The sequence below is a fragment of the Asanoa ishikariensis genome (assembly GCF_900107455.1).
Taxonomy (GTDB): Bacteria; Actinomycetota; Actinomycetes; order Mycobacteriales; family Micromonosporaceae; genus Asanoa; species Asanoa ishikariensis.
Window position 1 is genome coordinate 901,719 of the sequence record NZ_FNQB01000002.1, and the last position, 12,772, is coordinate 914,490.

General features: G+C 72.6%; 12 protein-coding genes. 5 read left to right on the plus strand and 7 right to left on the minus strand.

From position 1 onward, the window contains the following. The first annotated feature begins 93 nt into the window (after positions 1-93). The 4 genes from BLV39_RS18490 to BLV39_RS18505 all read left to right on the plus strand — a co-directional run bounded on the left by BLV39_RS18490 (position 94) and on the right by BLV39_RS18505 (position 3,992). The gene (locus BLV39_RS18490) at positions 94-1,542 is read left to right on the plus strand and encodes a glycoside hydrolase family 3 N-terminal domain-containing protein (protein ID WP_090793793.1); all 1,449 of its coding nucleotides are present in this window, start codon (positions 94-96) and stop codon (positions 1,540-1,542) included. Between the two features lie 90 nt (positions 1,543-1,632). Then, entirely contained in the window at positions 1,633-2,412 is a 780-nt protein-coding gene (locus BLV39_RS18495) for a TetR family transcriptional regulator (protein ID WP_090793795.1), read from the plus strand. Between the two features lie 42 nt (positions 2,413-2,454). After that, entirely contained in the window at positions 2,455-3,195 is a 741-nt protein-coding gene (locus BLV39_RS18500; protein ID WP_090793798.1) for an ABC transporter ATP-binding protein, read from the plus strand. Continuing rightward, complete coding sequence (locus BLV39_RS18505; protein ID WP_176984968.1) at positions 3,192-3,992, plus strand: ABC transporter permease; 801 nt, start codon at positions 3,192-3,194, stop codon at positions 3,990-3,992. Before BLV39_RS18500 ends, BLV39_RS18505 begins: the two co-directional genes overlap by 4 nt. A 59-nt stretch (positions 3,993-4,051) precedes the next feature. Here BLV39_RS18505 and BLV39_RS18510 read toward each other — a convergent pair whose 3' ends face one another. The 5 genes from BLV39_RS18510 to BLV39_RS18530 form a co-directional block, all read right to left on the minus strand. Then, the gene (locus BLV39_RS18510) at positions 4,052-4,921 is read right to left on the minus strand and encodes an EamA family transporter (RefSeq protein WP_090793804.1); all 870 of its coding nucleotides are present in this window, start codon (positions 4,919-4,921) and stop codon (positions 4,052-4,054) included. Continuing rightward, positions 4,918-6,240 (minus strand): serine hydrolase domain-containing protein, encoded by a 1,323-nt coding sequence (locus BLV39_RS18515; RefSeq protein WP_090797504.1) that lies wholly within the window; start codon positions 6,238-6,240, stop codon positions 4,918-4,920. The genes BLV39_RS18510 and BLV39_RS18515 overlap by 4 nt, the downstream gene beginning before the upstream one ends. Positions 6,241-6,346: 106 nt before the next feature. Beyond that, positions 6,347-7,285: an FAD:protein FMN transferase gene (locus BLV39_RS18520; protein WP_176984969.1), complete on the minus strand. Its 939-nt coding sequence runs from the start codon at positions 7,283-7,285 to the stop codon at positions 6,347-6,349. A 254-nt stretch (positions 7,286-7,539) separates the two neighbouring features. Further along, entirely contained in the window at positions 7,540-8,328 is a 789-nt protein-coding gene (locus BLV39_RS18525; RefSeq protein WP_090797506.1) for an ABC transporter ATP-binding protein, read from the minus strand. A gap of 82 nt (positions 8,329-8,410) precedes the next feature. Beyond that, on the minus strand, positions 8,411-9,382 hold the full coding sequence (locus tag BLV39_RS18530) for an LLM class flavin-dependent oxidoreductase (RefSeq protein WP_090793807.1): 972 nt from the start codon (positions 9,380-9,382) through the stop codon (positions 8,411-8,413). Positions 9,383-9,421: 39 nt separating this feature from the next. On the opposite strand from BLV39_RS18530, the gene BLV39_RS18535 reads away from it, so the two are divergent. Beyond that, a complete protein-coding gene (locus BLV39_RS18535) occupies positions 9,422-10,333 on the plus strand; it encodes a ribokinase (RefSeq protein ID WP_090793810.1) in 912 nt (303 codons plus the stop codon). Here BLV39_RS18535 and BLV39_RS18540 read toward each other — a convergent pair. Further along, positions 10,305-11,048 (minus strand): hypothetical protein, encoded by a 744-nt coding sequence (locus BLV39_RS18540; RefSeq protein WP_090793813.1) that lies wholly within the window; start codon positions 11,046-11,048, stop codon positions 10,305-10,307. The two genes, BLV39_RS18535 and BLV39_RS18540, sit on opposite strands and share 29 nt — an antisense overlap. A 37-nt stretch (positions 11,049-11,085) precedes the next feature. Continuing rightward, positions 11,086-12,708, minus strand: coding sequence for an acetolactate synthase (locus BLV39_RS18545; protein ID WP_090793816.1), 1,623 nt, complete (start codon positions 12,706-12,708; stop codon positions 11,086-11,088). Between the last annotated feature and the right edge of the window lie 64 nt (positions 12,709-12,772).

Below are 12,772 nucleotides of genomic sequence, written 5' to 3' on the forward strand. Positions count from 1 at the left end.
AGTCGCCTTACGAGTAGGCGTAGCGTACTGGGAAGCGAATGGTGCGACGATCACACGACCCGGCAGCAGCGAGTCACAAGAGGGTGAGTACCGATGGCGATTGATCCCGCTCTGCGCCGGTTAGCGCTACGTACGCTGCTCGCTGCCTTCCCCGGCACGACTCCGCCGCCCTGGGCGCTCGACCTCGCCGCCGACGGACTGGCCGGCTACACGCTCTTCGGGTTCAACATCGTCGACCGCGATCAGGTGGCCGCCTGCACGGCCGCGCTGCGCGCCGCGAACCCCAACGTGATCGTGGCGATCGACGAGGAGGGTGGCGACGTCACCCGGCTCGCGCACCGCACCGGCAGCCCGTACCCCGGCAATGCCGCGCTCGGTGCGCTCGACGACGTCGAGGTGACCCGCGCGGTCTACCGGGCGATCGGCGCGGAGCTCGCCGCCGTCGGCGTGACCGTCGACCTCGCGCCGACCGTCGACGTCAACACCGCCGACGACAACCCGATCATCGGCACCCGGTCGTTCGGCGCCGACACCGCGCTGGTCGCCGCGCACACCGCGGCCGCGGTCGAGGGTCTCCAGGAGACCCGGGTCGCCGCCTGTGCCAAGCACTTCCCGGGGCACGGCGCGACCGTCGCCGACTCGCACCTCGAACTGCCCACGGTGGACGTTCCGTTGGCCGTGCTGCGCGAGCGCGACCTTCCGCCGTTCGCGGCGGCGGTGGCGGCCGGCACGCAGACCGTGATGACCGCACACATCCGGGTGCCCGAGCTGACCGGCGACGCGCCGGCCACGTTCAGCCGGGCGGCCCTGCACGACCTGCTGCGCGGTGAGCTCGGCTTCACCGGCGCGCTGATCACCGACGCGCTGGAGATGAAGGGCGCGGCGGTGGTCGCCGGTGGCACCGCGCAGGCCGCGCCGCTCGCCCTGGCCGCCGGTGCCGACCTGCTGTGCATCGGTGCCGACATCGACGCCCCGCTGGTCGAGGAGACCGCCGCCGAGATCGTCGCCGCGATCCAGGACGGCCGGCTCGACGCGGCCCGGGTCGAGGAGGCGGCCGAGCGGACGGCGGCCCTGGCCGCCTGGACGGCACCGACCGCACCGACGGAGCCCACGCCGGAGAGCCTCGGCTACGACGCCGCCCGCCGCGCGGTGCGGGTCGAGGGCGACCCGCTGGTCGGCGCCGAGCCGCTGGTGATCGAGCTGGCCGCGACCTCGACCATCGCCGAGGGTCGGGTCCCGTGGGGCCTGGCCGGGCACGTCAACGGCGTGGAGCAGATCCGGACCGTGGCCGCCACGACGGGCGCGGACGAGCTGCTGGCACGGGCGGGTGGCCGGCCGATCGTGGTGGTCGCCCGGCACGCGCACCGGCTGGCCAACGCGACGGAGCTGATCGAGGCACTGGCGGCGCGTCACCCGGTCACCGTGGTGGAGATGGGCTGGCCGTCGAGCTGGCGGCCGGCGGGGGTGCGCGCGTTCGTGACGACCTTCGGTGCCAGCCACGCCAACGGGCGGGCGGCAGCGGCGGTGCTCGGGCTGCGCTGATTGAACACGTTCAACTCTCGCGTACGATGAGTCGCACTCGGAAGTTGAACGTGTTCGACACGGCGGAGTCGAGTCGGTACGGTGAGAAAAATGACCGACCGATCCGTTCCGCCACCCGCCGACGCCGGCGGTGCCGCCGAGCAAACGGGGGTCGGTGGCGCCGCCGGCGCCGAGCCGGTGACCGCCCGCGGGGAGGCCGCGGGCGCCGAGCCGGTCACGGCCCGCGGTGAGCAGACCCGCAAGCTCATCCTGGACACCGCGCTGCGCCTGTTCCGCGAGCGTGGCTACGCGCAGACCACGATGCGCGCGGTCGCCAAGGAGGCGGGCGTCGCGGTCGGCAACGCCTACTACTACTTCGGTTCCAAGGAACACCTGATCCAGGAGTTCTACGCGGAGACGCTGGTCGAGCATCGCGGCCGGGCCGCGCGCGTGCTGGCGACCGAGACCGACTTCGCCGAACGGCTGCGCGGCGTGCTGCACGCCGGCGTCGACACCATGACGCCCTCCCACGAGTTCGCGGCCACCTTCTTCAAGACCGCCGCCGAGCCGACCTCACCGCTGAGCCCCTTCTCGGCCGAGTCGTCGCCGACCCGGGAGGCGTCCATCGCGCTGTTCCGTGAGGCGCTGACGGGCTCGACGGCCAAAGTGGACCCCGAGCTCCGCGACGAGTTGCCGGAGCTGCTCTGGCTGGCGTACATGGGAGTCATCCTCTACTGGGTCTATGACCGTTCCGCCGATCAGACGAAAACCCGCGCGCTGATCAACGGCGTCGTGCCGCTGATCGACCGTCTGGTCGGGCTCTCCCGCCTGCGGGTTCTGCGTCCGGTGACCCGCGACGTGCTGGGGCTGATCCGCACGCTGCGTCAGTAAATGCTTTGCTGAGCGTGGCGGTCGCGGCCGACCATCGACAGCATGGACGTATTGACGGTCACCGCTCTGTGCAAGCGGTTCGGCTCCGTCGTGGCCGTCGACGGTGTCAGCTTCACCGTCGGCGCCGGCGAGGTCGTCGGCCTGCTGGGGCCCAACGGCGCGGGCAAGACCACCACCCTGCACATGGTGCTCGGCCTGACCAGGCCCGACTCGGGCACGGTCGAGATGTTCGGCCACGACATGGCGCGCGACCGGTCGCGGGCGTTGGCCCGGGCCAACTTCGCGGCGAGCTACCTGCACCTGCCGGCCGTGCTGCGGGTCGGCGAGATCCTCGACGTCTACGCGCACCTCTACGGACTGCGCCGGCCGGCCGCGCGAGTCGCCGAGATGGTGGAGATGCTCGACCTCGGTCCGCTGCGGCGGCAGCAGTTCTCGCGCCTGTCGTCCGGCCAGCAGACCCGGGTGCTGTTGGCCAAGGCCCTGCTCAACGACCCGGGGCTGCTGGTGCTCGACGAGCCGACCGCCAACCTCGACCCGGACGCGGCCGACCGGATCCGGGGGCTGCTGGTCGAGCAGGCCGTGACGTCCGGGCGGGCGATGCTGATCACCTCGCACAACATGCGCGAGGTGGAGCGGATGTGCGACCGGGTGCACTTCGTGTCGGGCGGCCGGATCGTCGCCACCGGCAGCGCGGTCGAGTTGGCCGGCGCGTACGGGGTCGACGACCTGGAAGCGGTGTTCTTGCGAGTGGCCAGGGGAGGTGCGCCATCGTCTACGACGTGACCACCGCCGCCGCCCGTCGGAGCCGGGTGGTGGGCATTGTGAAGCGCGACTTCTACGCCCTGCGCGGCAACGGCGGCCGCCTGCTGGAGATCTTCTTCTGGCCGGTGCTGGAGTTGGTGATCTGGGGCTTCGTCTCGGTGTTCCTGCGCGCCAACAACGTGCCGATCGCGGTGTCGATGCTGCTCGGCGCCGTGCTGCTGTGGCAGGTGGTCGGCCGCGCCCAGGGCGAGCTCGCCGCGATGTTCCTGCACGACGTGTGGAGCCGCAACCTGCTCAACGTGTTCGTCAGCCCGACCTCGCTGGCCGAGTTCCTGACCGGTCACGTCATCTTCGGTGCGGGCCTGATCGCCCTCAGCACGGCCGTCATGTCCGGGCTGGCCCTGCTGCTCTACGGCTTCGGCATCGCCACGATCGGGCCGGCGCTGGTGCCCTTCGTGACGCTGCTCGTCGTGATGGGCTGGGGGCTGGGCGTCGTCTCGATCGCGGTGGTGATCCGGTTCGGCGAGAGCACGCAGTCGGTCGCCTGGGTGCTCTCGGCCGCGTTCCAGCCGTTCGCGGCCGTGTTCTACCCGGTCGGGGTGCTGCCACCGGTGGCGCAGGCGATCGCGCATGCCGTCCCGGCCAGCTACGTCTTCGAGGGCCTGCGCGGCGTGCTCGACGGACACGGCATCGACTGGTCGGGCGTCGCGATGGCCGGGCTGCTCGACCTGCTCCTCGTCGCGGGGGCGCTGGCCTTCGTGGCACACGCGTTGCGGCACGCCCGGCGCACGGGCCGCCTCAGCAAGTTCGGCGAGTGAAGCAAGGGTCCCTTCTTATCGCTTTCCGCATAGGAAGGGACCCTTGTTAACGCGCCACGTCAAGTCGCTGGCAGAGCGAGCATGGCGACGCCAAGAGCCACGGCGACGCTGGCCGCGACGCGTACCCGGCCCATGGGCTCTTTGAAAGCGATCACGCCGATCACGGCCGCGACCACCACGCTGCTCTCGCGCAGCGCGGCGACCGCGGCCAGCGCACCGCGGGTCTGTGCCCACAGCACCAGGCCGTAGGCCGCAGTGGCCATGACGGTGACGGCGGCCGCACCCAGCCAGGCACGGGCGCCGGCAGCCAGGATCGGGCTCTTGACGCGCTTGCGCAGGGCGAGCGCGAGCAGCGCCGTCGCCGCGAACTCCAGACCGCACAGCCACAGGGTGTAGCCGGCGGCGCCCTCGCTGCGGCGCACGCCGACGCCGTCGACCACGGTGTAGCTCGCGATGGTCAGACCGGTGAAGACCGCGGCCAGCACGGCCGGGCGGTTGGCCCTGACGCGACGCCAGGGTGTCAGCCCGAGCACGCCGATCGAGGCCGCGATGACCAGCACGCCGACCGCCGGCAACGGTGCGAGCGGCTCGTGCAGCACCAGCGCCGCGAACACCGCCACCACCACCGGACCAAGACCACGGGCCAGGGGGTACGTCTGGTTGAAGTCACCGAGCCGGTACGCGGCCAGCAGGCCGAGGTTGTAGAAGACGTGGATCACCACCGAGGCGATCAGAAATCCCCAGGAGGCCCGGGCCGGCGGTTCGATGAACCACACCGCGACCAGGCTCGCCGCCGCGCCGACCAGGCTGGAGCGGGCCATGATGCCGATCTGGTCGCCGCTGCCCTTGACCACCGCGTTCCAGGTCGCGTGCAGCACGGCCGCGGCCAGCACCGCGACCACCGCCGCGGGGCCGGCCCACGGGCTCATATCGTGTTCGCCGCCGCCACCCGGGCGGGATCCGGGTCGGCCCAGCTCCAGTTGGGATGTGCCCGGTTGGTGAGCAGCACGAAGACCAGCCGCCGGTCGGGGTTGACGACCAACGAGGTGCCCGTGAATCCGGTGTGTCCGAACGTGCGCGGCCCGGCCAACTTGCCCATGAACCACGGCTGGTTGAGCACCACACCCAGGCCGTGGTCCGCGGTGCGGTGCGGCCGCTCCGGGTCGACCGCGGGCTTGCCCTTGTTGGCGTTGGTCAGCATCCGCTTGACGGTCGCCGCGGAGAGGATCCGCTCGCCCTTGTACGTGCCGCCGTTGAGCAGCAGCTCACCGATGACAGCGACGTCGGCCGCGGTGCTGAACACCCCGGCCGAGCCGGCGACCCCGCCCATGATGTTGGCGACGTCGTCGTGCACCGTGCCGCGCAGCAGCCCGCGCGAGGTGCGGGCGTCGGTGGCCGCCAGGCGCTTCGCCTGGGCGTCCTTGCTCAGCCAGGTCAGCGGCTTGAACCCGGTGTCGCGCAGGCCGAGCGGGCCGGTCAGGTCGTTCTTCAGCACGACGTCGAGGCGTTGGCCGGTGACCTCCTCGACGAGGAGCGCGGCGACCATCAGACCGACGCTGGAGTAGCGGAACGTGTTGCCCGGGACCGCGCCCTTGACCAGCGGCGTAGCCAGCACCGCGGCGCGCCGCGCGGCCTCGGACGACAGCCCGGTCACCGTGGCGCCGACCGGCAGCCCGCTGGTGTGGGTGAGCAGCATCTGGACGGTCACCGCGCCCTTGCCCGCGCCGGTGAAACCGGGCAGGTACGAGGCGACCGGCGCGGCGAGGTCGACGGTGCCCTGGTCGACCTGCCGCAGCAGCAGGATCGAGGTGCAGACCTTCGTGAGCGAGGCGAGGTCGAAGATCGAGTCGGTGCGCATCGCGACCCGCTGGGCCTTCGGCAACTCGACCGGGCCGGCGCGGTAGCGCAGCGCGTCACCCACCGCGACCTGACTGATCACCTTGCCGGCGACGCTGACCAGCGCGACCGCGCCGGCGTACGTCGGGTGCTTCGGATTCTCGCGGCTCGGCGCGAGGTAGCGGCGCAGGGTCTCGGCCAACTTGGCGGGCGGTTGCTGTTTGATGACCGCGGACCCGGCGGGCCGGGGCGAGGGCACCGCCGGCCGTCCGGCGCCGGCTCCGGCACCAGGTGCGGCCGGGTCACCCTGGCCTGCCAACCAACGGGATCCCGGATCGGCGCAGGCGCCGGTGGCCGCACCAACCGCGGCGGCCAGGCCACCGGTCAACAACACACGCCGCGAGACAGACACGGCGCCGATCGTCACATGCGACCCGGGTGCTGGGCTACCCCGCGTCTGGTTAGCAAGGGACCCTTCCTATGCGGAATGCGTTAACAAGGGTCCCTTGCTTCGCCTGTCAGGTGTCGGCGGCGGTCGGCCACGTGCCGAAGAAGCGCAGCGAACGGTCGTTGCCGACCAGGCGGGCCGGTGCGGCGAGCGCCTCCAGCCAGGACGGTGCCACGACACCGCGGGCCAGGCTGGCGTTGGCGACCGCGGTCGCGCGCAGCGCGGAGAACGCGGCCACGCTCGCGGTGCGCCAGACGGGCCGGGCGGCATGGCCGGTCTCCGGGTCGATGATCTGGTGGAGCAACTCCTCGGCGGTGTCCCAGTGCCGGTGATGGCTGCTCGCCGTGGACACGGCCGCGCCGCCGGGCAGCGACACCCGGGCGGCCGGGTCGACCGGGCCGTCGCGAACCAGCAACGGCCAGCCGGCCCGCGGTGCCGGACCCGCGGTCGCGACGTCGCCGCCGACCGAGACCAGCACACCGGTGTCGAGCGTCGCGGCGACGAGCGCGGCGCAGCGGTCGACCGCGCGCGCCCGCATCGTGTCGGACAGGTCGAGCGTGACGCCCTCCGGGATGGTCAGCCGCCGGTCGTCGAGGCGCACCTCTTCCCAGGTCGGTGGGCGATAGACGGCGAGCTGACCGACCTGGACGTGCCGGGTGGGACGGGTCGCCACCAGGGCGCCGAAGTCCGGGTCGTAGCCGAGGCTGCCGAGCATCGCGCCGACCGTCGGGTCGACGTCGCCGTCGGTCTCCCGGGCGGCGGACAGGGCCACCGCGACGAGCTCGGCCAGCAACGGGCTGACCTCGCTGCCGTCGCCGGCCGAGGCGAGCTCGGAGTCGGGCCGCAGCCGGCTCGCGGCGACGTCGATCGCGTCCAGCTCGCCACCGACCAGCTCGGCCGCGCGATCGAGCTTGCCGGCCTCGGTCACCGAGACCCGGACGGGCTCGTCCCAGAGTGTCCACTCCGATGTGTTGACGGTGGACGGATCATCGCCCGCCACCGACAGCATCGGCCACTGGGTGAACGCGGGCGGGGGAGGCGGTGCGTTCTCCGGTGGCGCGGCCCCGGGCGGGGGGCCCTGCCCGGAACCGCGCGCGGACCCCGACGCGGGCACCTGGCGCCGGCCGGAGTTTCCAAAGACACTGGCCACAAGGGCCACCAGAAGCACTCGTGTCAACACCATCGCTGCCCCCCGCGTGACGGATCTCTCAGGCTTAGCGCGGCTTCCTGTACGTTGTCTGAGAGTCCGTTACGGGTGGGTACTTATGCGGCCCGTGCGGTGTAGCGGCCGGCGTTCCGCGCGACGACCAGCGGCTGGCCGAAGGTGTTCGAGAGATGTTCCGCGGTGATCGTCCGCTCGACCGGGCCCTGCGCGACGATCGCGCCGCCACGCAGCAGCATGGCGTGGGTGAAACCGGGCGGAATCTCCTCGACGTGGTGCGTGACCAGCACCAACGCCGGCGCGACCGGGTCGTCGGCGAGGGCGGTGAGGCGCTTGAGTAGGTCTTCGCGACCGCCGAGGTCCAGACCGGCGGCGGGTTCGTCCAGGAGCAGCAGCTCTGGGTCCGTCATCAGCGCGCGGGCGATCTGTACCCGCTTGCGCTCACCTTCCGAGAGGGTGCCGTACGTCCGGTCGGCCAACGAGGCGACGCCGAGCTGGTCGAGCAGCGTGCGGGCGCGGGCCTCGTCCAGCGGGTCGTACTGCTCGCGCCAGCGACCGACCACCGACCAGGCGGCGGTGACCACCACGTCGAGCACCCGCTCCTCGCCCGGCACCCGCTCGGCGAGCTTGGCCGTGGTGATGCCGATCCGGGTGCGCAGCTCCCAGACGTCGGTGCGACCGATCTTCTCGCCGAGCACGACGGCACTGCCGGTGGTCGGGTGAAGCTGGCCGGCCGCGATCGACAGCAGGGTGGTCTTGCCGGCGCCGTTGGGGCCGAGCACCACCCAGCGCTCGTCCGGGTAGACGGTCCACGCGACGTCGCGCAGCAGCTTGTTGCGGTTGCGCGTGACGCCGATCCCGTCGAAGGAGAGCACCGCGTCGTCGATCATGTTGGTCGGCACGCGGTCATCAAATCACGCAGCCCACCGGGCGGCAGGTGCGCCCCGCGGCCCGGCGACCGGGAGCACATGCTCACCCACCCAACAACGCCTCGGCGGCCAGGGTCAGGTGTGCCACGGACAGGTCCGCGTCGCGCGGCGGCACGAAGACGACGGCGTCGGCGCCGGCCGCCGCGAGCCGGGAGACGGCTTTGCCGCAACTGTCGGCGTCGCCGACGACCGCGTACCGGTCGACGATCTCGTCGGGCAGCGCGGCGGCGAGTGCCTCGAGGTCACCCTTCGCGTCGGACACCAGGCCGGCCAGCACGTCGGCGTCGGCCGGGTCCGAGGGCTGCACCGGCGAGCTGAACTGCGCCGCGAGCTCGGAGCGCGCACTGCGCGGCGCGTCGTCGAAGTCGAGGTGGGCGTAGACGGTGACCCGGTGCGGATCGGTGCGCCCGGCCTCGGTGCGGCCCTCGTCGATCCGCGCTCGCGCCCAGGCGATGTAGGCGGGCGCCGCACCCTCGGCCAGGATCGTGCCGTCGGCGACGCGCCCGGCGAGCCGCAGCGACTTCTCGTTGCGCACGCCGGCCGAGATCAGCGGCGGTTCGGCCGGCGGGAACGCCAGCTTCACCCCGTCGAGGTCGACGTGGCGGCCGTGCGCGGTGACCGTCTCGCCGTGCAGCAGGGCGCGGACGGCGGCGATGGTCTCCTCGAGCACGGCCAGCGGCGACGGGTGGTGCGCGCCGACCTGACGGACCCAGTCGGGCACGCCATGCCCGAAGCCCGGCAGGATCCGGCCCGGGAACAGCCGGCTCAGGTTGGACAGCTCCATCGCGGCGAGCGCGGGGTTGCGGAACGCCGCGGGCAGGATGCCGATGCCGATCTTCAGCGACTCGGTGCTCGCCGCGGCCACAGCGGCCGCCGACACCGCACCGGTGAAGAAGCAGTCCTCGACCACCCACAGCTCGTCGTAGCCGAGGCGTTCGGCGAGCTGTGCGTACGCGGGGAGGTTCTCCGGCGGGCTGTCGCAGCGGAACATGACCCCGATCGGTGGATTGTCCATGGGGAGCAGCCTGCCAGAAGAGCCCTAAACTCGCCGACTATGGATCAGGCCCGGGTCGTGGTCGTCGGAAGCACCAACATGGATCTGGTCGCCAAGGCGGCGGTGCTGCCACGACCGGGTGAGACCGTGCTGGGCGGCGAGTTCGTCACGGTGGCCGGTGGCAAGGGCGCCAACCAGGCGATCGCGGCGGTACGCGCGGGCGCCGCCACCAGGCTGCTCGGCGCGATCGGATCCGACGCGTTCGGGGTCACGCTCAAGGCCCGGATCGACGCCGCCGGTGTCGACACCGGACTGTTGCGGGTGGTCTACGGCGCGTCGGGGGTCGCGCTGATCACCGTCGACGCGGCCGGTGAGAACACCATCGTGGTCTCGCCCGGCGCCAACGGCAGCTTCACCGACCTCGACGAGCGGGAGCGGGCCGCGATCGCCGAGGCCGCCGTCATGCTCGCGCAGTTGGAGATCCCGGTGGAGACGGTCACCGCCGCCGCGCTCGCCGCGCGGTCGGCCGGCACCCGGGTCGTGCTCAACGCGGCGCCGGCCCGGGCCCTGCCGGCCGAGCTGCTCGACGCGGTGGACCTGCTGGTGGTCAACGAGACCGAGGCGGTCGCGATCAGCGGGGAGAGCCGGCCCGAGCCGCTGCTCGCGTCGGTGCCCAGGGTGGTGTTGACGCTGGGTGCGCAGGGTGCCTGGTACGTCGACCGGGAGGGCGCCTCGGTTCAGGTCCCCGGCGTACGGGTGGAGACGGTCGACTCGACGGCCGCCGGCGACGCGTTCACCGGGGCGCTGGCAGTGGCCTGGGCCGAGGGCCGCGAGCTCGTCGAGGCGGTCGGCTGGGCCTGCGCGGCCGGCGCCGCCTGCGCCCGCAAGCTGGGTGCCTCGACCGCGCTGCCTACCCGCGCCGAGATCGACGAGTTGTGGTCGGTCAGTCGAGGTCCTGACCGCGCTTCGTGAGCATGCGCAGGCCGGGGATGCCCTTGACGGCGAGCCGCAGCTCGCGGGTGACGTCCAGCAGCTCGTGGATGTCGGGACCGACCCGGTCGAGGGTGGCCAGGATCGGCAGGATGTCCTCGTCCATGTGCTTCGTGAACCGGGGCAGCTCGTCGATCAGCTTGATCGCCGCGTCGACCTCTTCGTCGGAGAGCTGCTCGACGAACCGGTGCGCCATCGGCGCGCCCCGGCGCAGCGCGGGCGCGTAGATACCGAGCAGCTCGTCGGCCGTGCCGGCCGTGAGCTCGGCCTTGTCGACCAGGCCGTTGGCCTTGACCGCGACCGTCTCCGCCTCGCCGATGACGGCGCGCGCGTCGGTCACGGCCGTGCCCGCCGCCTCCGTCAGCCGCTGGGTCTCCGCGACCAGGATCGCGGCGGCGGTGACCACCCGGGTCACCTTCTCGACCTGTGTGGTCGCGGCCGTGCTGACCGCACGGGCGCGCTCGAGCACGGACTCGGCGTCGGTGACCGCGGCGTCGACGCCGTCGATCAGCGCGCTGGCCCGGTCGGCCAGGCCGTCGACCCGGTCCAGGAACGCGTCGGCCCGGTCGGCGATCCGGCCGACTCGCTTGACCAGCGCTTCGATGTCGTCGATGACGCGCAGCGCACGGAGGGGCACGGTGACGGCGGTGCGGGTCAGACCGATGAGGTCACCCGGCGTCGGGATGGGCAAGGCCATGCCGACCATTCTTACCTGCCGGGGCCACCCCGGCAGGTCAGGCCAGGTTCGACGAGCGGGGATAGGCGTCGGCCGGGTCGGTGAGCACGTTGACGAGGTAAGGCACGCCGGCCGAGAAGGCTCGCTCCAGCGCCTCAGGGAGGTCGGCTGCCTTGCTGACCGTCTCGCCGGCGCCACCCATCGCCCGGACCACGTCGTCGTAGCGCAGGCCGGGCTGCAGGTCGGCGGCCACGTCGTAGCCGTACATCGCCTGCATGGGGTGCTTCTCCAGGCCCCAGATGCCGTTGTTGCCGACCACGATGACGACCGGAAGCTGCTGGCGGACCAGGGACTCGACGTCCATCAGGGAGAAGCCGGCGGCGCCGTCGCCCATCAGCACGCAGATCTGCCGGTCGGGGTAGGTGACGCGGGCGCCCATCGCGTAGCCCATGCCGGTGCCGAGGCAGCCGTACGGGCCCGGGTCGAGCCAGCTTCCCGGCACCGAGGGCTCCAGATAGCGGCCGGCGTACGAGACGAAGTCGCCGCCGTCACCGATGGTCACCGCGTCCGGGGCGAGCACGCGGCGCAGTTCGCCGTACACCCGGGCGGGCTTGATCGGGTCGGTGTCGGCGGCCATCTCCTGCGCGTCGCGGGCCTTGCCGGCGTCCTCCGCGGTGCGCAGGGTGGCGATCCAGTCCTCGTGGTCGGCGCGGACGCCGGTGTAGTCGGCCAGCGCCGAGAGGATCAGCCGCAGGTCGCCGGCGGGGGAGACGACCGGCTGCACGTGGGTCGCGCGCTGGCTCGGCGCGTCGACGATGTGCACGACCTGGGCGGAGCCGAAGTCGCCGAAGCTGAGCCGGAAGTCGAGCGGGGTGCCGATCACGACGACCACGTCGGCGCCGCGCAGCGCGGCGCGGCGGGCCTTGGCGAACGCGAGCGGATGGGTCGGCGGCAGCGCGCCACGGCCCATCCCGTTGGCGATCACCGGTACGCGCAGCGTCTCGGCCGCCTCCCGCAGCGCGGCGACGGCGTTGGAGGCGTACACATCGGAGCCCGCGATGATGACCGGGTGCTGCGCCTCGGCGATGAGTTGGGCGGCCCGGGCGACCTCGTCCGGGTCCGGCTCGATCACGGCGACGTCGGGCGCCCCGGGCGCGTCGGCCTCGTCGTGCGAGAAGACGATCTCCAGCGGAATATCGAGGAACACCGGGCCGCGGTGCGGGGTCAGGGCGGCGCCGAGCGCCGTGCGGATCGCGCCCGGGATCTCGCTGGTGGCGAAGACCGTCGACGCGTGCTTGGTGACCGGGGCGACCAGCGGCACGTGGTCGAGCTCCTGGAGGCTGCCGGATCCCCAGCGCATCGCCGGTGCCCGGCCGCCGATCACCATCACCGGCGAGGCGTTGAAGTAGGCGCTGGTCAGACCCGAGATGCCGTTGGTGACACCGGGTCCGGCGGTCAACACCGCGAGGCCAGGGCGGCGGCGCAGCTTGGCGACGGCCTCGGCGGCGAACACCGCGGACTGCTCGTGGCGCACGTCGTAGATCGGGAAACCGCTCTTGTGCGCCGCGTCGTAGAGCGGGAAGACGTGGCCGCCCGACAGCGTGAACATCTCCTCGACACCCGCCGCGCGCAACGCCGCGAGGGCGAGTTCGCCGCCGTGACCCTCGATCCGCTCGCTCATCGCCACTCCCGTCGTCGGTTCGCTGCGAGCACCTTACTAGCCAGTAGGCAGCGAACGTGAAGAC

What these genes read in the sequence shown, in the direction of transcription:
- BLV39_RS18530 (WP_090793807.1), bottom strand. Translation starts at nt 9,382, where the DNA reads ATGGACAATCCACCGATCGGGGTCATGTTCCGCTGCGACAGCCCGCCG.
- BLV39_RS18535 (WP_090793810.1), top strand. Translation starts at nt 9,422, where the DNA reads ATGGATCAGGCCCGGGTCGTGGTCGTCGGAAGCACCAACATGGATCTG.
- BLV39_RS18540 (WP_090793813.1), bottom strand. Translation starts at nt 11,048, where the DNA reads ATGGCCTTGCCCATCCCGACGCCGGGTGACCTCATCGGTCTGACCCGC.
- BLV39_RS18500 (WP_090793798.1), top strand. Translation starts at nt 2,455, where the DNA reads ATGGACGTATTGACGGTCACCGCTCTGTGCAAGCGGTTCGGCTCCGTC.
- BLV39_RS18490 (WP_090793793.1), top strand. Translation starts at nt 94, where the DNA reads ATGGCGATTGATCCCGCTCTGCGCCGGTTAGCGCTACGTACGCTGCTC.
- BLV39_RS18495 (WP_090793795.1), top strand. Translation starts at nt 1,633, where the DNA reads ATGACCGACCGATCCGTTCCGCCACCCGCCGACGCCGGCGGTGCCGCC.
- BLV39_RS18510 (WP_090793804.1), bottom strand. Translation starts at nt 4,921, where the DNA reads ATGAGCCCGTGGGCCGGCCCCGCGGCGGTGGTCGCGGTGCTGGCCGCG.
- BLV39_RS18545 (WP_090793816.1), bottom strand. Translation starts at nt 12,708, where the DNA reads ATGAGCGAGCGGATCGAGGGTCACGGCGGCGAACTCGCCCTCGCGGCG.
- BLV39_RS18525 (WP_090797506.1), bottom strand. Translation starts at nt 8,328, where the DNA reads ATGATCGACGACGCGGTGCTCTCCTTCGACGGGATCGGCGTCACGCGC.
- BLV39_RS18520 (WP_176984969.1), bottom strand. Translation starts at nt 7,285, where the DNA reads ATGCTGTCGGTGGCGGGCGATGATCCGTCCACCGTCAACACATCGGAG.